The organism is Gordonia sp. p3-SID1431 (assembly GCF_025143765.1).
Classification (GTDB): domain Bacteria; phylum Actinomycetota; class Actinomycetes; order Mycobacteriales; family Mycobacteriaceae; genus Gordonia; species Gordonia hongkongensis.
Genome location: NZ_JAMBDT010000033.1, coordinates 25576 through 47750 on the forward strand (window position 1 = coordinate 25576; position 22175 = coordinate 47750).

The 22175-nt window shown below is 68.3% G+C and carries 16 protein-coding genes; all 16 read left to right on the forward strand.

What is annotated here, in order from left to right:
- The first annotated feature begins 57 nt into the window (after positions 1–57).
- The 16 genes from M4D77_RS10695 to M4D77_RS10770 all read left to right on the forward strand — a co-directional run bounded on the left by M4D77_RS10695 (position 58) and on the right by M4D77_RS10770 (position 22068).
- A complete protein-coding gene (locus tag M4D77_RS10695; RefSeq protein ID WP_004021167.1) occupies positions 58–237 on the forward strand; it encodes a tautomerase family protein in 180 nt (59 codons plus the stop codon).
- On the forward strand, positions 234–1808 hold the full coding sequence (locus M4D77_RS10700; RefSeq protein WP_065632345.1) for an anthranilate synthase component I: 1575 nt from the start codon (positions 234–236) through the stop codon (positions 1806–1808). The genes M4D77_RS10695 and M4D77_RS10700 overlap by 4 nt, the downstream gene beginning before the upstream one ends.
- Complete coding sequence (locus M4D77_RS10705) at positions 1805–2611, forward strand: TIGR02234 family membrane protein (RefSeq protein ID WP_259936189.1); 807 nt, start codon at positions 1805–1807, stop codon at positions 2609–2611. Before M4D77_RS10700 ends, M4D77_RS10705 begins: the two co-directional genes overlap by 4 nt.
- A 164-nt stretch (positions 2612–2775) precedes the next feature.
- Complete coding sequence (gene trpC / locus M4D77_RS10710) at positions 2776–3594, forward strand: indole-3-glycerol phosphate synthase TrpC (RefSeq protein WP_065632347.1); 819 nt, start codon at positions 2776–2778, stop codon at positions 3592–3594.
- A 62-nt stretch (positions 3595–3656) separates the two neighbouring features.
- A complete protein-coding gene (gene trpB, locus M4D77_RS10715; RefSeq protein ID WP_065632348.1) occupies positions 3657–5003 on the forward strand; it encodes a tryptophan synthase subunit beta in 1347 nt (448 codons plus the stop codon).
- Complete coding sequence (gene trpA, locus M4D77_RS10720; RefSeq protein ID WP_068970347.1) at positions 5000–5809, forward strand: tryptophan synthase subunit alpha; 810 nt, start codon at positions 5000–5002, stop codon at positions 5807–5809. The genes trpB and trpA overlap by 4 nt, the downstream gene beginning before the upstream one ends.
- Positions 5810–5887: 78 nt before the next feature.
- Entirely contained in the window at positions 5888–7633 is a 1746-nt protein-coding gene (lgt, locus tag M4D77_RS10725; protein ID WP_068970348.1) for a prolipoprotein diacylglyceryl transferase, read from the forward strand.
- Between the two features lie 272 nt (positions 7634–7905).
- Positions 7906–12477 carry a glutamate synthase large subunit gene (gene gltB / locus M4D77_RS10730; RefSeq protein ID WP_259936190.1) on the forward strand — a complete coding sequence of 1524 codons (4572 nt, stop codon included), beginning with the start codon at positions 7906–7908 and terminating at the stop codon, positions 12475–12477.
- Positions 12470–13975: a glutamate synthase subunit beta gene (locus M4D77_RS10735; RefSeq protein WP_137808510.1), complete on the forward strand. Its 1506-nt coding sequence runs from the start codon at positions 12470–12472 to the stop codon at positions 13973–13975. Before gltB ends, M4D77_RS10735 begins: the two co-directional genes overlap by 8 nt.
- Before the next feature lie 174 nt (positions 13976–14149).
- Positions 14150–15574, forward strand: a complete 1425-nt coding sequence (pyk, locus tag M4D77_RS10740; protein WP_137808511.1) for a pyruvate kinase — start codon at positions 14150–14152, stop codon at positions 15572–15574.
- A 64-nt stretch (positions 15575–15638) separates the two neighbouring features.
- On the forward strand, positions 15639–16517 hold the full coding sequence (locus M4D77_RS10745; protein WP_205332994.1) for an acyl-CoA thioesterase II: 879 nt from the start codon (positions 15639–15641) through the stop codon (positions 16515–16517).
- 25 nt (positions 16518–16542) lie between these two features.
- Positions 16543–17052, forward strand: a complete 510-nt coding sequence (locus tag M4D77_RS10750; RefSeq protein ID WP_226513515.1) for a hypothetical protein — start codon at positions 16543–16545, stop codon at positions 17050–17052.
- A gap of 221 nt (positions 17053–17273) precedes the next feature.
- Positions 17274–19259: an ABC transporter ATP-binding protein/permease gene (locus tag M4D77_RS10755; protein ID WP_259936191.1), complete on the forward strand. Its 1986-nt coding sequence runs from the start codon at positions 17274–17276 to the stop codon at positions 19257–19259.
- A gap of 108 nt (positions 19260–19367) precedes the next feature.
- A complete protein-coding gene (locus M4D77_RS10760; RefSeq protein ID WP_259936192.1) occupies positions 19368–21197 on the forward strand; it encodes a long-chain fatty acid--CoA ligase in 1830 nt (609 codons plus the stop codon).
- Between the two features lie 53 nt (positions 21198–21250).
- On the forward strand, positions 21251–21721 hold the full coding sequence (locus tag M4D77_RS10765) for a DUF6325 family protein (RefSeq protein ID WP_065632357.1): 471 nt from the start codon (positions 21251–21253) through the stop codon (positions 21719–21721).
- 41 nt (positions 21722–21762) lie between these two features.
- Entirely contained in the window at positions 21763–22068 is a 306-nt protein-coding gene (locus M4D77_RS10770; protein WP_065632358.1) for an SHOCT domain-containing protein, read from the forward strand.
- Positions 22069–22175 lie beyond the last annotated feature (107 nt).

The window sequence follows — 22175 nt, forward strand, 5'->3', positions numbered from 1 at the left end:
CCGGGTGCGAACTCCGGGACACGCCACAGCTCGAGACCTTCGAAAGGCGGTGCGTCCATGCCCCTCATCCAGATCTCGCAGACGCCGGGACTGTCGGATCGCGTCAAGCGCGAGACGATTGCCGCGGTCACCGAGGCCTATGCCAAGGCAACCGGCAAGAACCCCGACTCGGTCTGGGTGACGATCACGGAGGTTCCGCGTAATCAGTGGGGCGTCGGCGGCGAGCCGCTCGGATGACCGCCACCACCGGCGGGGCCGCCGACACCACGACTCTCGCCGAGTTCCTCGACCTCGCGCGCGATCACCGCGTCGTACCGGTGACGCGCAAGGTCCTCGCCGACTCCGAGACGCCGCTGTCGGCCTATCGCAAACTCGCGGGCGACCGTCCGGGGACCTTCCTGCTGGAGTCCGCCGAGAACGGGCGGTCCTGGTCCCGATGGTCGTTCATCGGCGCGGGCGCACCGTCGGCCCTGACCGTCGTCGACGGACAGGCGCACTGGTGGGGGTCGGTGCCCGTCGGCGCACCCGAGGGCGGCGACGCGCTCGAGGTCCTCGCGGAGTCATTGCGCCTCCTGCAGACCGACCCACTCCCCGGGATGCCCCCGTTGACCGGCGGATTCGTCGGCTTCATGGCCTACGACATGGTCCGCCGGCTCGAGCGTCTGCCCGAGACCACGGTCGACGATCTGGGCCTCCCGGACATGATGATGGTGCTGGCCACCGACCTCGCCGCGGTCGACCATCACGAGGGCACGATCACGCTCATCGCCAACGCGGTCAACTGGGACGGCTCCGACGAGCGGGTCGAGGACGCCTACGCCGACGCACTCGACCGGCTGGACCGGATGACCGAAGCCCTCGCCGCACCCGCGCCGTCGACGGTGTCGACCTTCGACCGCCCGCGGCCCGAGTTCGCCGCGCAGCGATCGCTCGCGGAGTACAGCGAGATCGTCACCGATCTCGTCGGCGAGATCGAGGCCGGCGAGGCCTTCCAGGTCGTGCCGTCGATGCGCTTCGAGATGGACTCCGACGCCGACCCGCTCGACGTCTATCGCGTGCTGCGCGCGTCCAATCCGAGTCCGTACATGTACCTCCTGCGGATGCCCGGCACCGAGGAGCACAGCGACAAAGGCTCGCCCGACGCGATCGCGCGCAAGCCCTTCACCATCGTCGGCAGCAGCCCCGAGGCACTGGTCACCGTGGCCGACGGGGTGGCGACCACGCACCCGATCGCCGGCACCCGCTGGCGCGGCGCGACCGAGGAGGAAGACCAACTGCTCGGCAAGGGCCTGATCGAGGACGAGAAGGAGAACGCCGAGCACCTGATGCTGGTGGACCTCGGGCGCAACGACCTCGGACGTGTCTGCGTACCCGGCACGGTCAAGGTCAGCGACTATCGGCACATCGAGCGCTACAGCCATGTCATGCATCTCGTCTCGACCGTGTCGGGGACCCTCCGCGACGACAAGCATGCCCTCGACGCCGTGACGGCGTGCTTCCCGGCCGGAACGCTGACCGGCGCACCGAAGGTGCGGGCGATGGAACTCATCGACGAACACGAGATGACCCGTCGCGGGCTCTACGGCGGGATCGTCGGCTACCTCGACTTCGCCGGCAACGCCGACACCGCCATCGCCATCCGCACCGCGCTGCTCGCGCGCGGCAAGGCGTTCGTCCAGGCCGGCGGTGGGGTGGTGGCCGACAGCGAGCCCGAATACGAGTACAACGAGGCGCGTAACAAGGCCACCGCGGTGCTCAACGCGGTCGCGGCCGCGTCGACGATGCGACGGGTGGGTGAGAACTCATGACCCCTGGCGAATCCGGAGCCGCGGCGAGTCCTGACGCTGAGGCCATCCACCGCAAGTCCGTCCGGCGCCGCCAGGTCGTCGCGGCTCTGCTGATGGCGGTCGCGGCGGCTGCGTTCTGGGGTGCGAGCCGGCTGACCTGGGCCACCGTCTCCGCCGAGGACGGGTTGTCCCCGCAGCGCGCGTTCGAGGTCAACGGCGCGGACTGGAGTCCGTGGCTGACCCCGCTCGCATTGGTCTACCTGGCGGGTATCGCCGCCGCGTTGTCGGTGCGCGGCTGGGCGCTGCGCGTCGTGGCGATCCTGGTCGCCGTCGGCGGGGTCCTGGCCGCGTTCCCGGCGATCTCGCTGATCACCGGGGGGACCGACTCGGAGTACGCCGCCGAGGCGGGCGGCATCCCCGATCGCTACATCGTGCTCTTCGTCGACACCAACCCCCTCGCCGCGGTCGTCGTGCTCGCCGGCACCCTGTGTGCGGTGGGTGCAGCGGTCATGCTGCTGCGCGTCGCGAAGGGCGCTACCCGATCGTCGAAATACACCACTCCGGCCGCTCGCCGCGAGGAGATCGAGACCGAGATCTTCGCCGACTACGAGCGTCGTAAGGCCGCCGAGCAGAACGAGGACTCCGCGGCCGCGGAGCCCGATGCGACCCGATCCGGCTCCGCGAAGCCCGGAACGAGCGGTCGGGCGGACGACCCCGACCCGGCAGCGGAGCCGACGCCGCCCGGGGCGAACGAGCGGATGATGTGGGACGCGCTCGACACCGGCATCGACCCGACCGACCCGAACGACCCCGACCGTCGCTGAACCGCAAGCCGATGACGGGTCGGGGACGGCGACGCCCGGTCGCAGACTCCGACGATGGACGCATCAGCGCGATGAGGTCACGGATCGGCCAACCCGGACGCAACCGGCCCGAACGGCCCGTCTACCCTGAGAACACATGTCGAGGGAGAAGGGAGCAAGTCGCTGTGAGCGTGCCCAACGTTCTCGAATCGATCATCGAGGGAGTGAAAGCCGACGTCGCGGCACGTGAGGCCGTCGTCGACTTCGCCTCGGTCAAAGCGGCCTCCGCCAAGGCTCCCGCCCCCAAGGATGCGCTGGCCGCCCTGCGTCAGCCCGGAATCGGTGTCATCGCCGAGGTCAAGCGCGCCAGTCCGTCGAAAGGCGAACTCGCCAGCATCGGGGACCCCGCCGAACTCGCCCGCGCATACGAAGACGGCGGCGCGCGCATCATCAGCGTGCTCACCGAGGAACGCCGGTTCCGCGGCTCGCTCGCCGACCTCGACGCCGTCCGCGCCGCGGTCGACATCCCGGTGTTGCGCAAGGACTTCATCGTCGGCACGTACCAGATCCATGAGGCCCGCGCCCATGGCGCCGACGTCATCCTGTTGATCGTCGCCGCCCTCGAGCAGAACGTGCTCGCCTCACTCCTCGACCGCACCGAGAGCCTGGGCATGACCGCGCTCGTCGAGGTGCACACCGAGGAGGAGGCCAGCCGCGCCCTCGAAGCCGGCGCCTCGGTCGTCGGCGTGAACGCACGCAACCTCAAGACCCTGCAGGTCGAGCGGGACACCTTCTCGCGCATCGCACCCGGTCTGCCCACGGAGACCATCCGGATCGCCGAGTCGGGTGTGCGCGGCACCGCCGATCTGCTGGCCTACGCCGGTGCCGGCGCCGATGCGGTTCTCGTCGGCGAAGGTCTCGTCACGAGTGGCGACCCGCGTGCCGCGGTCCGTGAGCTCGTCACCGCGGGCACACACCCGTCGTGCCCGAAACCTGTTCGCTGACAACGCGTCCGGGCCGGTATCGGTCCGCGTGATGCTGTCGGCCCGATCGTCTGTGAGTTGAAGTGACCGCTCATCCTGATTCCGTCCGCACCGACGCCGTCGAGGCGACTCCGCTGCCCACCGCGAGCGTCGGGCTCACCACTCGTACCTCGATCGAACCCGACGAGCACGGGCACTTCGGTGTCTACGGCGGGCGCCATGTACCCGAGGCCCTGATGGCCGTCATCGACGAGGTGACCACGACCTTCCAGAAGGTCCGCGCCGACGACGATTTCCTCGCCGAACTGGACCGCCTGCAGCGCGACTACGCCGGCCGCCCGTCTCCGCTGTACGAGGCGAAGCGCCTGTCCGAGCACGCCGGCGGGGCGCGGATCTTCCTCAAGCGCGAGGACCTCAACCACACGGGCTCGCACAAGATCAACAACGTTCTCGGACAGGCGCTCCTGGCCCAGCGGATGGGCAAGCACCGCGTCATCGCCGAGACCGGCGCCGGACAGCACGGGGTCGCCACCGCGACCGCGTGCGCGCTCCTCGGTCTCGAGTGCGTGATCTACATGGGCCGGGTCGACACGGATCGCCAGGCGCTCAACGTCGCCCGCATGCGACTCCTCGGTGCGGAGGTGATCGCGGTCGACAACGGTTCGGCGACACTGAAGGACGCGATCAACGAGGCCATGCGCGACTGGGTCACCAACGCGCACAACACCTATTACTGCTTCGGCACGGCTGCCGGGCCGCACCCGTTCCCGGTCATGGTCCGCGATCTGCAGCGCATCGTCGGGCTCGAGGCGCGCGTGCAGATCCTGGAGAAGGCCGGACGCCTGCCCGACGCGGTGACCGCCTGCGTCGGCGGTGGTTCCAACGCGATCGGCATCTTCCACCCGTTCATCGACGACGAGGGCGTCCGGCTCGTCGGCTTCGAGGCCGCCGGCGACGGCGTCGAGACCGGCCGCCACGCAGCGACTTTCACCGGTGGGACACCCGGAGCATTCCAGGGCGCGTACTCCTATCTCCTGCAGGACGACGACGGTCAGACCATCGAATCCCATTCGATCTCGGCGGGCCTGGATTATCCGGGGGTCGGACCCGAGCACGCCTATCTCAAGGACACCGGCCGAGCTGAGTACCGGCCGATCACCGACACCGAAGCCATGGATGCACTCGCGCTGCTCAGTCGCCGCGAGGGCATCATCCCCGCCGTCGAGTCGGCCCATGCGGTCGCCGGCGCCCTGAAACTCGGGCAGGAACTGGGGGAGGGTTCGATCATCGTCGTCAGTCTCTCCGGTCGCGGCGACAAGGACGTGGACACCGCCGCACGCTGGTTCGGGCTGTTCGACGCCCCGCCGTCCCAGGACGAGGCCACCCTGTCGGAATCGTCGGACGTCCAGAAGCCCGGAGAGCAGGCATGAGCACACAGTCGATCCCGTCGAAGCTCGGCCCCGTGTTCGCCCGCTGCCGGGACGAGGGTCGCAGTGCGCTGATCGGTTACCTCCCGGTCGGTTTCCCGACCGTCGACGAGTCGCTGACCTCGTTCCGGACGATGGTCGACGCCGGTTGCGACATCATCGAGGTCGGCGTGCCCTACTCCGACCCGGTGATGGACGGCCCGACCATCCAGGACGCCGCCGACCAGGCACTGACCAACGGTGTGCGTGTCCGTGACGTGTTCACCGCCGTCGAGGCCATCACCTCCGCCGGCGGCAACGCGGTGGTCATGAGCTACTGGAACCCGGTCCTCAAGTACGGCGTCGAGAATTTCGCGCGTGATCTTTCGGCGGCCGGCGGTGCCGGACTCATCACCCCGAACCTGATCCCCGAAGAGGGTGCGGAGTGGCACGAGGCGGCCGACCGGCACGGGCTCGACCGCATCTACCTCGTCGCTCCGTCATCGACGACCGAGCGGATCGCCCTCACTGTCGATGCGTCCCGGGGTTTCGTCTACGCGGCCTCCACGATGGGTGTCACCGGTGCGCGAGATGCCGTGTCGGACATGGCTCCTGAGCTGTGCGCGCGGGTTCGCGAGTACTCCGACATCCCGATCGGCGTCGGTCTCGGCGTTCGCAACCGCGAGCAGGCGGCCCAGATCGCCTCGTACGCAGATGGAGTCATCGTGGGTTCGGCGCTGGTGACCGCGGCGAACGCGGGCCAGGACCGGTTGGCCTCGCTCGTCTCCGAACTGGCCGAAGGGGTCCGCTCGCGTCGGGCGTCTGTCTGAACCGGACGCTCTCGTGATCGACGCGGCGGGTCCCGGTCGACAGGTCGAACGTCCAATCCGGTCGGCTAGGGTGACAGCGTGATCGCGCCGACCTCGACGATGCTCGCCTACCTCCCGAGTCCGCCTCAGGGCGTGTGGGAGATCGGACCCTTCCCGCTACGCGCGTATGCGTTGTGCATCATCGTCGGCATCATCGTCGCCGTCTGGTGGGGCAACCGCCGATGGATGGCCCGCGGCGGCCAGGACGGCGAAGTTCTCGACGTCGCGATCTGGGCGGTCCCGTTCGGCCTCATCGGTGGCCGGCTCTACCATCTCATCACCGATTGGAAGACGTACTTCGGTGCCGATGCGCTGAAGGAACCGATCGACGCACTGAAGATCTGGGACGGCGGACTCGGTATCTGGGGCGCGGTCGCGCTCGGTGCGGTGGGCGCGTGGATCGGCGCTCGTCGGCGCGGCATCCGCCTGCCCGCCTTCGGCGACGCCATCGCGCCGCCGATCCTGTTGGCACAGGCGATCGGTCGCCTCGGCAACTACTTCAACCAGGAGCTCTACGGACGCGAGACCACACTCCCGTGGGGCCTGGAGATCTACGAACGCGAGAACGCCGCCGGGTACTCCGACCCCGGACTGATCGACGGCGTGTCCAACGGCGTCGTGGTCGCGGTGGTCCATCCGACCTTCCTCTACGAGCTGCTGTGGAACGTGCTCATCGTCGTGCTCCTGGTGGTCGTCGACCGGTTCTTCCGCATCGGGCACGGCCGGTTGTTCGCGCTCTACGTCGCGGGCTACTGCCTGGGCCGGTTCTTCATCGAATTGCTGCGCGACGACCGCGCGGCCGTCGCCAACGACATCGCGGGCATCCGACCGAACCTCTTCACCGCGGCGCTGGTGTTCCTCGCCGCCGTCGTCTATTTCGTGGTCGCGCCCAAGGGACGCGAACAGGGACTGGAGATGTATCACGACGACCGTGCCGCGGAGCTCGCGGAGCAGGGTGTCGCCGGGTACGTCGACGACTGGTACGACGAGGACATCGAACCGGAGCCGAGTCCGGCGGCCGCCGCCGGGGTGGCGACGGGTGCGGCGGGATCATCCCTGTTCGATTCCGACGACCAGGGTCGGAAGGCGGGCGCGGTGGGGGAGCCGTCCACCGACGACACCGCCGGCACGGATGACCCGGTTGCGGCCGCACACCCCGTGGCCGCGGGCAGCGATGCGGAGCCGGGCGTCGAACCGGACACGGACTCGACGACCGAAGCGGAGCCGGGCGCCGAACCGGAGCCGGTTGCCGACGGTCCGGTCGAGCCGGGCGAGGACACCGTCGAGGCCGGTGGCGAGGAGCCGGTCGACGAAGCGCTCGACGAGGAAGCGCTCGACGGGGCCGAGTCGGACACCACCTCGCACCCCGAAACTCCGACAGACGAAGCGGTCGACCTCGGGGCCGACGAGGAGACGACCTCAGCGACCGAGGCCGGTACCGAGGCCGGAACGCCCGCTCAGCCGGAGACGGCGACGTCGCCGGGGGACGAACCGGCTGCCGACGAGACCGTGGACTCCGCAGACTCCGAGGCCGACGACGACATGGACGCGGCCGACAAGGACGACTCGACCACCGGCTCGGTCCCCGACGCAGCCCCGGTTGCCGACGCCGATCCGGTTGCCGACGCCGATCCGGTCGCCGACGCCGATCCGGACATCGACGCCGACGCGGTCACCGACACCGCCGATCCCGCCGAGGAGTCGGATACCGACATCCCGACGGACACCCCCACCGACACCACACCGGGTGCCGGTGCCGGTTCCTCCGACGGAGACAAGTCCTGACGTTCGGTCCTGCCACGAGCTGATCCGTCGGCAGGGTCACAGGTCGCGGGTGACGACGCCTCCCCGGGTGTTCGGATAGGATCGGATCTCACGGTGCGCGATCCTCCGCCCGGTACCGACCGTTCCAGAGCACGCAAGCGCTCAACGGTTCTGACTCAACCCGGTACCGATCTCGGCACGGTCATTCGTACGCCGCGCAATGCTCCACGGGCCAGTGCTGTCCCATTGGACACTCAGCAGCGAGCCGGTTCTCGGTTCGAGTGGAGGTAGTGATGCTGTTTTCTGCGCTGCCGGCCAAGCAGGGTCTGTACGACCCGGAGGCCGAGGTCGATTCGTGTGGTGTGGCCATGGTCACCGACATCCACGGTCGCCGTTCGCATTCGATCGTCGCCGACGGGTTGCTCGCGCTGGAGAACCTCGAACATCGAGGTGCGGCCGGGGCGGAGACCAACAGCGGTGACGGCGCGGGAATCCTGATCCAGCTCCCCGATGAGTTGCTGCGCGACGCCGTCGACTTCGACCTTCCCGAGCCCGCCGCGGACGGGTCGAACAGCTACGCCGCGGGAACGTGCTTCCTGCCCATGGACCCCGACCTGCGCCGCGCGGCGATCGAGCGGGTCGAGGCCCTCGCCGCCGACGAGGGCATCACCGTGCTCGGCTGGCGGGACCTCCCCGTCGACCACGAACACGCCGACGTCGGCGGGACGGCCGTCGCATGCATGCCGTACATGATGCAGCTGTTCGTCACCGTCGACCCGGCGCCCGGCGCCGACCGCATCGCCGGGCTCGCGCTCGACCGCTTCATCTACCCGTTCCGCAAGCAGGCCGAACGGGTGACACCGGAGATCGACGAAGCCGGCACCGGGCTGTACTTCCCATCGCTGTCGAGTCGAACGATGGTCTACAAGGGCATGCTCACCACGATGCAGCTCCCGCTGTACTACGAGGATCTGCGAGATGACCGCTGCCTCAGCGCGATCGCCATCGTCCACTCCCGGTTCTCCACCAACACCTTCCCGTCGTGGCCGCTCGCGCACCCCTTCCGGTTCGTGGCGCACAACGGCGAGATCAACACCGTGCGCGGCAACCGGAACCGGATGCGTGCCCGCGAGGCGCTCCTCGAGACCGACCTCATCCCCGGCGATCTCAAGCGCGCATTCCCGATCTGCACGCCCGAGGCCTCCGACTCGGCGTCGCTCGACGAGGTCCTCGAACTCCTGCACCTCGGCGGTCGGGACGTCCACCACGCGGTGATGATGATGGTGCCCGAGGCGTGGGAGAACGTGCCCGACATGGATCCCCGTCGTCGGGCGTTCCTGCAGTTCAACTCCTCGCTCATGGAGGCCTGGGACGGTCCCGCGTGCGTCACGTTCACCGACGGCACGGTCGTCGGCGCGGTCCTCGACCGCAACGGACTGCGTCCGGGCCGGTGGTGGCAGACCCGCGACGGCCGGGTCATCCTCGCCTCCGAGTCCGGTGTGCTCGACGTCCCGGTCGACGACGTGATCAGCAAGGGCCGGCTCGAACCCGGCCGCATGTTCCTCGTCGACACCGAGCAGGGCCGGATCATCCCGGACGAGGAACTCAAGGGCGAGCTCATGAACGCCGAGGCGTACGACGAGTGGCTCCACGCCGGGTTGCTCGACATCGCCACGCTCCCGGACCGGCCGGTCTTCCAGCCCAACCACGACACCGTCGTCCGCCGGCAGATCTCCTTCGGTTACACCGAGGAGGATCTGCGCGTACTCCTGACCCCGATGGCGGCGTCGGGCTACGAACCCCTCGGATCGATGGGCACCGACACCCCGGTCGCCGTGCTGTCGCAGCGTTCGCGGCTGCTCTACGACTACTTCGTCGAGCTGTTCGCCCAGGTCACGAATCCGCCGCTGGATGCGATCCGCGAGGAGATCGTCACGTCGATGAGTCGCGTGATGGGTCCGGAGCAGAACCTGCTGCGGCCGACCGCGGCGTCGTGCCGCCAGATCATGGTGCACTGGCCGGTGCTGGACAATGCCGAGCTGGCCAAGCTCGTCCACATCAACGACGACGGTGACAATCCTGGTCTGTCGGCGAAGGTGCTGCGGGCGCTCTACGAGGTGTCCGAGGGCGGTGCGGGTCTCGCCGCGGCGCTCGAGGACCTCCGGCTGCGGGCCAGTCAGGCGATCGCCGAGGGGCACACGACGCTGGTGATCTCCGACCGGCTCACCGACGCCGAGCACGCGCCCATCCCGTCGCTGCTGGCCACCTCGGCGGTGCACCACCACCTGGTCCGCACCAAGGAGCGGACGCGGGTCGCCCTCGTCGTGGAGTCCGGCGATGCCCGCGAGGTCCACCACATCGCGACCCTGATCGGATTCGGCGCGGCCGCGGTCAATCCCTACCTGGCGCTCGAGACCATCGAGGATCTGATCGCCGAAGGTGAGCTGACCGGGGTGACCCGGGCCAAGGCGATCGGCAACTATCTGGAGGCGCTCGGCAAGGGCGTGCTGAAGGTGATGAGCAAGATGGGCATCTCGACCATCAGCTCCTACACCGCGGCACAGGCTTTCGAGGCCGTGGGATTGTCGTCGGAGGTGGTGCGCGAGTACTTCACCCGTACGGTGTCGCGGATCGAGGGCGTCGGACTCGACGAACTGGCCGAGGAGGTGCGCATCCGCCACCACCGGGCCTTCCCGGAGAACCCCACCGAACAGGTCTACCGTCGACTCGAGGTCGGCGGCGAGTACCAGTACCGCCGCGAGGGCGAACTGCACCTGTTCTCGCCTGAGACCATCTTCCTGCTGCAGCACGCCACCAAGACCGGCCGGGCCGAGATCTTCCAGAAGTACTCCGACGAGGTCGACCGGCTCTCGCGTGAGGGTGGCACCCTGCGCGGACTGTTCGACTTCGATCTCGATGCGCGCGAACCGATCCCGCTCGACGAGGTGGAGCCGGTCGAGGAGATCATGAAGCGCTTCAACACCGGCGCGATGAGTTACGGCTCGATCTCCGCGGAGGCCCACGAGACCATCGCGATGGCCATGAACCGGATCGGCGGCCGCTCGAACTCGGGGGAGGGCGGCGAGGACGTGGAGCGTCTGTACGATCCGGAACGCCGCAGCGCGGTCAAGCAGGTCGCGTCGGGCCGGTTCGGCGTGACCAGCGACTACCTCATCAACGCCACCGACATCCAGATCAAGATGGCGCAGGGTGCCAAACCCGGTGAGGGCGGCCAGCTCCCGGCCTACAAGGTGTATCCGTGGATCGCGAAGACCCGGCATTCGACGCCGGGTGTCGCGCTGATCTCGCCGCCGCCGCACCACGACATCTACTCGATCGAGGACCTCGCCCAGCTGATCCACGACCTGAAGAACGCGAATTCGCAGGCACGCATCCACGTGAAGCTGGTCAGTGCGGTGGGCGTGGGGACGGTCGCGACCGGGGTGTCGAAGGCGCACGCCGACGTCGTCCTCATCTCCGGGCACGACGGCGGCACCGGCGCGTCGCCGCTCACCTCGCTCAAACATGCCGGCACGCCGTGGGAGATCGGCCTCGCCGACGCCCAGCAGACGTTGATGCTGAACGGCCTGCGCGACCGCATCACGGTGCAGTGCGACGGGGCGCTGCGCACCGGGCGCGATGTCATCACCGCGGCCTTGCTCGGCGCCGAGGAATACGGGTTCTCGACCGCGCCGCTGATCGTCGCCGGGTGCATCATGATGCGCGTTTGTCACCTCGACACCTGCCCGGTCGGCGTCGCCACCCAGAATCCGCTGTTGCGGTCCCGCTTCACCGGTCAGGTCGACCACCTGGTCAACTTCTTCCGCTTCATCGCCGAGGACGTCCGGAAGTATCTGGCGCAGTTGGGTTATCGCACGCTCGACGACGCCATCGGGCAGTCGCAGCGTCTGCACACCGACGCGGCGGTCGCGCACTGGAAGTCCAAGGGGCTCGACCTCAGCCCGATCTTCCGCAAGGTCGAGGACAAGGGACCGAGTCGTCGGGTGCGGGGCCAGGAACACGGCCTCGAGCGCGCGCTGGACCAGACGCTGATCCAGCTCGCCGAGGGTGCACTCGAGGACGCACACCCGGTGACCCTGGAGTTGCCGGTGCGCAACGTGAACCGGACGGTCGGCACCCTGCTCGGTTCGGAGGTGACCCGGCGGTACGGGGCCGACGGCCTCGCCGAGGACACGATCACGGTCAGGCTCGAGGGTTCGGCCGGGCAGTCGCTCGGAGCCTTCCTGCCGCCGGGCGTGACGATCCGGTTGACCGGTGACACCAACGACTACGTCGGAAAGGGGCTGTGCGGCGGCAAGATCGTCGTCACGCCGAATCCCGACGCGCTGTTCGTCGCCGAGGACCAGGTGATCGCCGGCAACACGATCCTCTACGGGGCGACCTCCGGCGAGGTGTACCTCAGAGGCCGAGTGGGCGAACGTTTTTCGGTGCGCAACTCGGGTGCGACGGCGGTCGTCGAAGGAGTGGGCGACCACGCCTGCGAGTACATGACCGGTGGCCGGGTGGTCGTCCTCGGACCAACGGGACGCAATCTCGCGGCCGGCATGTCGGGTGGTATCGCGTTCGTCCACGACCTCGATCCCGCGAAGGTCAACATGGCCATGGTCGAACTCCTGCGTCCCGACCCGGAGGACCTCGCCTGGCTCAAGCACACCATCGCCACGCACACGGAATTGACCGGTTCTGCGATCGGCGCGTCGATACTGGCCGACTGGCCTCGACGCTGCCTGGCGTTCACCAAGGTGATGCCCACCGATTACAAGCGTGTCCTCGACGCGGCCCGGATGGCCGAAGCCGAAGGGCGCGACGTCGATTCAGCGATCATGGAGGCGGCACGTGGCTGACCCGCGCGGGTTCCTGGAGGTCCCGAAGAAAGAGGCGAAGTACCGTCCGGTCGCCGAACGCGTCCAGGACTGGGACGACGTCTACGAGCACGCCGACAATCCGATCAAGGTCCTCGACGAGGTCAGCGGACAGGCCCGCCGGTGTATGGACTGCGGTATCCCGTTCTGTCACTCCGGAACCGCGGGTTGCCCATTGGGCAATCTCATCCCGGAGTGGAACGACCTCGTCCGGCGCGGCCGGTGGGATGCCGCGAGCAGCAGGCTGCACGCGACCAACAACTTCCCGGAGTTCACCGGGATGGTGTGCCCGGCGCCGTGCGAGTCCGCCTGCGTGCTGTCGATCTCCGAGCCGGCCACCGGCGGCAGCGTGACGATCAAGCGCATCGAGAAGACCATCGCCTACGAGTCGTGGGCCGAAGGCATCATCGGGCCCGAGCCGCCCGAGTCCACGACCGGCAAGTCGGTCGGGGTCGTCGGCTCCGGACCCGCGGGACTGGCTGCGGCACAACAGCTCACCCGGGCCGGTCACGACGTCACCGTCTACGAGCGCGACGACCGTCTCGGCGGGTTGCTCCGCTACGGCATCCCGGAGTACAAGCTGCAGAAGTCCGACATCGACCGCCGTATCGCCCAGATGCGGGCGGAGGGAACGACCTTCGTCACCAACTGCGACGTCGGGGCCGACCTGTCCGTGGCCGATCTACGCGCGAACCACGACGCGGTGGTCCTGGCCATCGGTGCGATGGAGGCGCGCGACAACCCGGTGCCGGGGCGGGAGCTGAACGGCATCCACCTCGCCATGGAGCATCTCGTGCCCGCCAACAAGGAGTGCGAGGGGGACGGGCCGTCACCCATCACCGCCGCGGGCAAGCACGTCGTGATCATCGGCGGTGGTGACACGGGAGCCGACTGCCTGGGTACGGCGCACCGTCAGGGCGCGGCCTCGGTCGTGCAACTCGACTACAACCCGGAACTGCCCGGGCAGCGCGACGACGAACGGTCGCCGTGGCCGACATGGCCGTTGATCATGCGGACCTCGAGCGCACACGACGAGGGCGGCGAACGGCTGCACCAGGTTGCGGTTCAGCGATTCGAGGGTGACGAGGACGGCAACGTCACGACGATGGTGCTCGCCGAGGTGGAGGTGACGCGCGATGCCGACGGGCGCCGCGAGATCACGCCGGTGAGTGAGGAATTCGAGATCCCCTGCGAGCTGGCCCTGTTCGCGATCGGGTTCGCCGGGGTACGGGGTGGGGCGCTGCTCGCCGATCTCGAGATCGAGCCGAACCGGCGCGGCGTCATCTCCTGCGGGAGCGACTGGCAGACCGACGCCCCGGGCGTGTTCGTCTGCGGTGACGCCCACCGCGGCGCGTCGCTCGTGGTGTGGGCGATCGCGGAAGGTCGCTCGACCGCGCGTGCGGTCGACGAGTTCCTGGTCGGCGAGTCCGACCTCCCGTCTCCGGTCCGTCCGGCGTCCCTGCCCCTGTCGGTGCGCTGAGCAGGCCCTCGCCGCCACCCAACGGGCTCGGTCGAACACACGCGGCCGCAACAAGTTAAGTAAATTTCATACTCGGCGGTAGCGGCTCGCCACCAGCGGTAACAGCCGGTGGCGGGCCGGTGACATGTCGTCGGCGACATGGAGATGGACCATGGACGGGACTAAGGTGTTCTTGTGACACGCCGAACCAAAATCGTCTGCACCCTGGGCCCCGCCACCGCGAGCGACGAGCGACTGAAAGAGCTCGTCGAAAGCGGCATGGACGTGGCCCGGATGAACTTCAGCCACGGCACGCATGAGGACCATGCGGCCGTCTATGCGCGCGTCCGCAAGGCCTCGGACACCACGGAGAAAGCCGTCGGCGTCCTCGCCGACCTACAGGGCCCCAAGATCCGGCTCGGCCGTTTCGACGGTTGTGACGGCTCGACCGTCTGGGCGACCGGCGAGCAGGTGCGCATCACCGTCGACGACGTCGTGGGCGACCACGACCGCGTCTCGACCACCTACAAGCAGCTCGCCGAGGACGCCAGCCCCGGCGACCGCCTGCTCGTCGACGACGGCAAGGTCGGCCTCGCCGTGTCCGCGGTCGAGGGCAACGACGTCCTCTGCACCGTGACCGAGGGCGGCCCGGTCAGCAACAACAAAGGGCTGTCGCTGCCCGGGATGAGTGTCTCGGTGCCGGCGATGTCGGAGAAAGACATCGCCGACCTGGAATTCGCCCTCGAACTGGGCGTGGACATGGTGGCGCTCTCCTTCGTGCGCAGCCCCTCCGACATCGAACTGGTCCACGAGGTGATGGACCGCGTCGGCCGCCGGGTGCCGGTCATCGCGAAGCTCGAGAAGCCCGAGGCGATCGAGAACCTCGAGGCCATCGTGCTGGCCTTCGACGCGATCATGGTCGCCCGTGGCGACCTGGGCGTCGAACTGCCGCTCGAGGAAGTGCCGCTGGTGCAGAAGCGGGCCATCCAGATGGCCCGTGAGAACGCGAAGCCGGTGATCGTGGCGACGCAGATGCTCGACTCGATGATCGAGAACTCGCGCCCGACCCGGGCCGAGGCCTCCGACGTGGCCAACGCGGTCCTCGACGGTGCCGACGCGGTCATGCTGTCCGGCGAGACGTCGGTGGGCAAGTACCCGCTCGAGACGGTGCGGACCATGGACCGGATCTGTCGGGCGGTCGAGACCGGCCCCCGTGACGTGCCGCCGCTGTCCCACGTGCCGCGTACCAAGCGCGGTGTCATCTCCTACGCGGCGCGCGACATCGGCGAGCGCCTCGAGGTGAAGGCGCTGGTCGCGTTCACCCAGTCCGGGGACACCGTGCGTCGACTGGCCCGTCTGCACTCGCGCCTCCCGTTGCTGGCGTTCACGCCGACCCAGGCTGTCCGCAGCCAGCTCGCGCTGAGCTGGGGAACCGAGACGTTCATCGTCGACCACGTCGACACGACCGACCACATGATCGACCAGGTCGACCATCAGCTGCTGCGTATCGGCCGACTCAGCGAGGGTGACGTCGTGGTGATCGTGGCCGGGGCCCCGCCCGGGACGGTGGGTTCGACCAACCTGATCCACGTGCACCGGATCGGCGAGCAGGACCACTGACCGCGTCCGCTCCTGCTCGGACCGGTGCACCACGCGGCCGCGTCCGAGTTCTAGGGTGTGAGGCATGACCGTGGACCAGGCCGGGGATCTCGGCAAGCTACTCGCATTGCTCGACGTCGAACGTCAGGGCGATGACCTGTTCATCGGGCACCATCCCGAGCAGGTCACCGCCCGGACGTTCGGCGGTCAGCTGCTCGGCCAGGGGGTCGTCGCGGCGGCCCGGAGTCTGAGTCGGGGAAATCCGCCCATCCACGCCCTGCACGCGCACTTCATCCGTGGTGGTGATGTCACCAAACCGTTGGAGTACCACGTCGACCGGTTCCGCGACGGCAGGTCGTTCGCCAATCGTCAGGTGACGGCCAAGCAGGACGGCGAAGAGATCTTCACGATGCTGGTCGCGTTCCAGGACAACACTTCTGGGCTCGAGCACGCGGTGGAGATCCCCCAGGTGCCCTATCCGGAGGAATTGCCCACTCTCGGTGAGCATTTCAAGGGCTACGAGGACCGTATCGCGGCCTTCGTGAATGCGTTGCACCCCATCGACATCCGTTTCGCGAACGATCCGAGCTGGAAGGCGAAGGAGGCGGGGGCGAAGCTGACCGACAACCGGGTGTGGATGAAGGCCGACGGCACGATGCCCGACGACCCCGTGATGCACGTCGCCGCAATGTGTTACGCCTCCGACACCACGGTGCTGGACTCGATCATCACCACCCACGGCCTCTCCTGGGGCATGGACCGGTTGTTCGCCGCGACCGTCAATCACTCGATGTGGTTCCACCGCGAGTTCCGGTTCGACGACTGGCTGCTGTACGCCACGCGGTCCCCGGTCGCGACGGGGTCACGCGGGATGGGGTCGGGCCGGTTCTGGATGCGCGACGGCACTCTCGCGACGTCGGTCGTGCAAGAAGCGCTCATCAAGTACTTCCCGCCCAAGAAGTGACCGCACGGGTCTGCAGGGGGAGCTGATGGATCGCGGCACGGGCGGGTCGATGACCCCGGGGTACGGCCCCGCACACGAGATGTGGTTGGACCCCGGCCCACCGCTGCCGCGCCGGACATGGCAGCGGCGTACGCGTGTCCCGGTCATCGTCGCGACCGCGGTCGCGGTGATCGTCTTCGCGGTCGTCGTGGGTGTCGCGGTCGTCGCCGGCCTGCTGACCACGCCCACGTTCACCGCCAAGGGCGGGGTCGTTGCGGATTGTCTGACCGAGAACGCCGCGCTCCCAGACGGCGGCACGTTGGCCCGCGGCGCACCGGTCGTCCTCTTCGACGCGGCCGGCGGGGAGGTCGCCCGCACCACGCTGTCGGTGTTCCTCCGCGGCGACGACGGGTGCCAACTCACCTTCGAGGTGAACGGCGTGGACTACACCGACGCGGGCTATCTCGTCAGCGTCGGCGATGCCGACCGTCGCTTCTCGGAGTCGGTCTCGACCGCGGCGCTCCAGCAGGGCGCGGTGCTGCGCCCGCTGGGCTGACGTCACCAGAACCGCTCGGCAAAACCGACATTCCGCGCTCCCGGCGGCCGGTCGGCGCTCCGTCGACGCGGTTGCCCGGACACCGGGTGAACGCCGGGTTAAACTGCGCCGGATCATCGTTGAGGCCCGGACCCGTTGTGGCGACGGGGTCCTCGCTGCGATCGACCGGGGTTTGTCGACCGTGATGCCCGCCGCCGGGCCATCCGACGCGAGGAGTGTGCGTGGAGTACAGCATCGACTGGGGCAACGAGGTGTGGGCCAGTCTGAAGTGGTTGGCGATCGCGTTTGCGATCTCGGCCGTGGCCATCCTGGTGATCGGATATCTGCTGTCGCGGTTCAGCCGGTGGGGCGGCCCGCTGTGGCGGGTGATCGGCGGGTTCTTCACCGACCCGAGAACCCGGGTCTGGGCGTGGGCGCTGGTCGTCGTCCTCACCCTGCTGTCGTTGCTCGGTGTGCGGCTGAGCGTCCTGTTCAGCTACTGGAGCAACGACCTGTACACGTCCCTGCAAACCGCGGCCGAGGGCATCGCGACGGGCGGGCCCCAGGGAGCGGAGATGCTCCAGATCGGCAAAGACGCGTTCTGGCATTCGATCACGATCTTCGGCATCCTCGCCGCCACTCACGTCGTCCGCACCATGGTGGAGATCTATGTCGGTGCGGCTTTCGAGATCCGGCTCCGCTACTGGCTGACCGAAGGGGCGACGGCCGACTGGATGTCCGGCCGTGCCTTCTACCGCAACCGATTCGTCGACCTCAGCGCTGGACTGTTGCGGCGCAGACGATTCGGGCGCGGTAAGTCGGATCCGCAGCGACGGGCCGTCGACATCCACCCCGGCGTCGACAACCCGGACCAGCGTATCGAGGCCGACATCACCAACATCGCCACCGTCGGCTCGTCGTTGTTCTGGGGCGGCGGTGGGGTCTCGACGAACGGTGTGCTCCCGGCGTGTGCGTCGATCGTGTCGTTCTCGGTCGTGCTCTGGGACCTGTCCGGGCCGGTCACGCTGTTCGGCGTCGAGATCCCGCGCATGATGATGTGGCTGGTCCTGGTCTACGTTCTCGTCGCCAGCGTGGTCGCGTTCGCCATCGGACGCCCGCTGATTCGACTGAACTTCTGGCGCGAACGCCTCACCGCGAACTTCCGCTACGCACTCGTCCGCGTCCGTGACAGCGCGGAGAACGTCGCCTTCTACAGCGGCGAGCGCGTCGAACACAACAACCTCATGACCAGATTCCGTGCGGTCGTCAAGAACTTCTGGCAGATCATCCATGTGCAGCTGGCGTTCGTCGGCTGGAACTTCAGCGCGTCGCAGCTCGCGGTGGTGTTCCCACTTCTCGTGCAGGCACCGCGGTTCTTCGACGGTCAGATCAAGCTCGGTGACATGACGCAGACCGCCAGCGCCTTCGGCGAGATGCACGACGCACTCTCGTTCTTCCGGAACGCCTACGACGATTTCACCGCTCTGCGCGCGTCGATCATCCGTCTCGACGGTCTCGCCGACGCCGATGCACGGTCGCGCACCATGGCCCAGGTCACGACCGTGGATCGCGAACGCGCAGTCGCTCTGTCGGACGTCGACGTGAAGACCCCGAGCGGCGACGAACTCATCAGCGCGCTCAACCTGTCCCTGGCACCCGGGGCCGCTCTCGTCGTCAAAGGGCGGTCGGGCTCGGGCAAGACGACACTGCTCCGCGGCCTCGCCGGACTGTGGCCCTTCATCGACGGCGAGTTCACCCGGCCGCCGGGGGAGCACACGCTGTTCCTGTCGCAGATGCCCTACATCCCGCTGGGGGATCTGCGCACGGCGGTCGCCTACCCGGCACTGCCCGACGACGTCGGTGACGAGGCCATCAAGGCGGCGCTCGAGAAGGTCTTCCTCCCGCATCTGGCAGACCGGCTCCACGACGAGGAGGACTGGGTCAAGGTGCTCTCCCCGGGCGAGCAGCAGCGCATCGCCTTCGCGCGCATCCTGTTGACCCGGCCGCAGGCCGTGTTCATGGACGAGGCGACCTCGGCTGTGGACGAGGGGCTGGAGTACTCGCTGTACTCGCTCGTCCGCACGGAGCTGCCGGAGACGATCCTGGTGTCGGTGAGTCACCGCAGCACCACCGACCAGCATCACACCGACCTGCTTGAACTGACCGGTGGCGGCGCCTGGAATCTCGAGTCGCTGACCGAGCGTCCTTCGCTCAACAAACGGTCCTGATCTGGGGTTTTTGTCAACAGTTCACCATTCACCGGAACCGGCCGCGACGCACGCCCGAACTGGCTAATGTGACGTGCAACACATCACTTCGGCCAGTCGAGGACTGTCATGACCGCTGCAGAGACCATCACGTTCCCCCATCAGACCGGTGTCGCGGTGTCGACGCTGCCCGCCGCGTTCCAGCAGACGGTCACCGTACGGCCCGACGCCGTCGCCATCCGTACGGTCGGTGGGCTGCAGGAGATCACGTGGGCGGAGTACGCCGCGCGCGTCGAAGCCATCGCCGGCGGGCTCGCGGCCCTGGGGGTCAAGCGCGGCGACACCGTCGGGATCATGCTGACGAACCGCCCCGAGTTCCACCTCGTCGACGCCGCGGCGCTGCACCTCGGCGCGGTTCCGTTCTCGATCTACAACACGAGTTCGCCCCAACAGATCGAGTACCTCTTCGGCAACGCGGAGAACTCCGTCGTCGTCACCGAGCAGGTGTTCCTGCCCGCGATCACCGCCGCGGCGACCGGGGTGTCCACCACGATCGTCGTCGACGGCGTCGCGACGGGCGCGCTGTCGCTGGCCGATCTCGAACAGTCCCCGCCGCCGGCCGGATTCGACTTCACCGCGGCATGGCAGGCGGTGGAACCCGAGGACCTCGCGACCCTGATCTACACCTCGGGCACCACCGGCCCGCCGAAGGGCGTCGAGATCACCCATCGCAACATCGTCGCCGAGATGACGGCGCTCGCCGAGATCGTTCAGGCGGGCTTCGACGACCGGGCCATCTCGTATCTACCCGCAGCGCACATCGCCGACCGGGTCTCCTCCCACGCCGCGAACATGATGCGCGGCATCCAGATCACCACGGTGCCCGATCCCCGGGAGATCGCCGCGGCCCTTCCCGACGTGCACCCGACGTTCTTCTTCGGGGTGCCGCGGGTGTGGCAGAAGATCCGAGCGGGGATCGAGGCGAAGCTCGCCGAGGAGTCCAGCCCGGTCAAGAAGGCGCTCGCCGACTGGGCGTTCCGCGCCGGAGCCTCGGCGGCGCAGGCCCAGATCGACGGCAAGGGCTCCGGTGGTCTCACACACGGTCTCGCCGACCGCCTGGTGCTGCACAAGGTCCGTACCGCGCTGGGCCTCGACCAGGTCTCCTTCGCCGGATCGGGTGCGGCCGCGATCCCACCGGAGGTGCTGAAATTCTTCCTGGGACTCGGTATCCCGGTTCTCGAGGTCTGGGGGATGTCGGAGACCACCGGCGTCTCGACGATGACGACCAGCGACAACCTCCGGATCGGAACCGTCGGCAAACCGGTCCGCGGCATGGAGGTGAGACTGGCCGACGACGGAGAGCTCCTCGTCCGCGGACCGGTCGTGATGCGCGGCTACCGCAAACAGCCCGACAAGACGGCCGAGACGATCGATGCCGACGGCTGGCTGTCGACCGGTGATATCGCGACGATCGACGGTGACGGCAACGTGACCATCGTCGACCGCAAGAAGGAACTGATGATCAACGAGTCCGGGAAGAACATGTCGCCCACCAACATCGAGAACGCGATGAAGGCGGCGTCGTCGCTGATCGGTCAGGTCGCGGCGATCGGCGACGGCCGGCCCTATGTGTCCGCGCTCGTGGTTCTCGACCCGGATGCGGCGGCCGCGCGGGCCAAGCGACTCGACCTGTCCGGTGCCGACCTGACCGAGTTGTCCTCGCACCCCGACGTGGTGGACGAGGTGGCGGTGGCCATCCGTGCCGGAAATCGGTCACTGTCCCGCGTGGAGCAGGTCAAACGATTTACCATCGTGCCGACCGCCTGGGATCCCGGCGGCGACGAGCTCACCCCCACGATGAAGTTGCGCCGCAAGCCGATTGCGACCAAGTACGCCAGTGAGATCGGCGAACTGTACGAGGCGCAACCGGGACGTTCGGTGGTGGATCTGAGGCCGTGACCGGGGCCCGCTGCCAGACGGTCACATCGACGGCACGAGACAGGGAGAAGGAATTGGACGACCAAGCAGGTGTCGACCAGACGGCTGACCGCGAACTCGGACCCATCGACTACATCGTGGTCGAGTGGACGGGCAAGCAGCCGACCGGTGAGGCACTTCCACATCTCATCGATCTGATCGACCGCGGGATCGTGCGACTGATCGACATCGTCTTCATCACCAAGGACGCCGACGGTACGGTCGCCCGGCTCGAGATCAACTCGCTCGGCGCTGATTTCGCGATCTTCGACGGCGCGGCGACCTCCCTGCTCGACGACTCCGACCTCGCGGAGGCGGCCACGGTGATCGATCCGGGGTCGAGCGCGGCCGTCCTCGTCTGGGAGAACGCATGGGCTGCTCCGTTCGCCACCGCCGTCCGAAAGGGCGGCGGACAGCTCGTCGCTTCGGGCCGGATACCGGTGAACGCACTGCTCGCCCAACTCGATGCGGCCGACGAGGCGGCGCCGGCCGCTCCGACCGCGTAGCGCACTGCGACCACCGACCTGAAACCTCGAAAGGACAGACCATGCCAGGACTTCTCCGCGGCGTCGCCCGCACCGCCGTCATCTCCGGCACCGCGACGGCGGTGAGCAACCGGGTGTCCCGACGCCAGGCGAGCCGATGGGCTCAGCAGGGTGCCGCTGCCCAGGACCCACGGGCACAACAACAGTACGCACAACCCCAGTACGCCCCGCCGCCTCAGCAGCAGGCGCCCGCATCGACCCCGACGGACACCATCTCGGCGCTGAAGGAGCTCGGAGCCCTGTACCAGCAGGGCATCCTCACCGAGGCCGAGTTCGCCGCACAGAAGGCGAAGATCCTCGGGACCTGACCCCTCCGCTCCCTGATCCGAAAGAAGCACAGACCCAACTGGTCCCTGAGGTGCGAGGAGCGTTAGCGACGAGCCACGAAGGGCCGGGTGAGACACGTATGGAGTCC

What these genes read in the sequence shown, in the direction of transcription:
- M4D77_RS10695 (WP_004021167.1), top strand. Translation starts at nt 58, where the DNA reads ATGCCCCTCATCCAGATCTCGCAGACGCCGGGACTGTCGGATCGCGTC.
- M4D77_RS10700 (WP_065632345.1), top strand. Translation starts at nt 234, where the DNA reads ATGACCGCCACCACCGGCGGGGCCGCCGACACCACGACTCTCGCCGAG.
- M4D77_RS10705 (WP_259936189.1), top strand. Translation starts at nt 1,805, where the DNA reads ATGACCCCTGGCGAATCCGGAGCCGCGGCGAGTCCTGACGCTGAGGCC.
- trpA (WP_068970347.1), top strand. Translation starts at nt 5,000, where the DNA reads ATGAGCACACAGTCGATCCCGTCGAAGCTCGGCCCCGTGTTCGCCCGC.
- gltB (WP_259936190.1), top strand. Translation starts at nt 7,906, where the DNA reads ATGCTGTTTTCTGCGCTGCCGGCCAAGCAGGGTCTGTACGACCCGGAG.
- M4D77_RS10745 (WP_205332994.1), top strand. Translation starts at nt 15,639, where the DNA reads ATGACCGTGGACCAGGCCGGGGATCTCGGCAAGCTACTCGCATTGCTC.
- M4D77_RS10750 (WP_226513515.1), top strand. Translation starts at nt 16,543, where the DNA reads ATGGATCGCGGCACGGGCGGGTCGATGACCCCGGGGTACGGCCCCGCA.
- M4D77_RS10760 (WP_259936192.1), top strand. Translation starts at nt 19,368, where the DNA reads ATGACCGCTGCAGAGACCATCACGTTCCCCCATCAGACCGGTGTCGCG.
- M4D77_RS10770 (WP_065632358.1), top strand. Translation starts at nt 21,763, where the DNA reads ATGCCAGGACTTCTCCGCGGCGTCGCCCGCACCGCCGTCATCTCCGGC.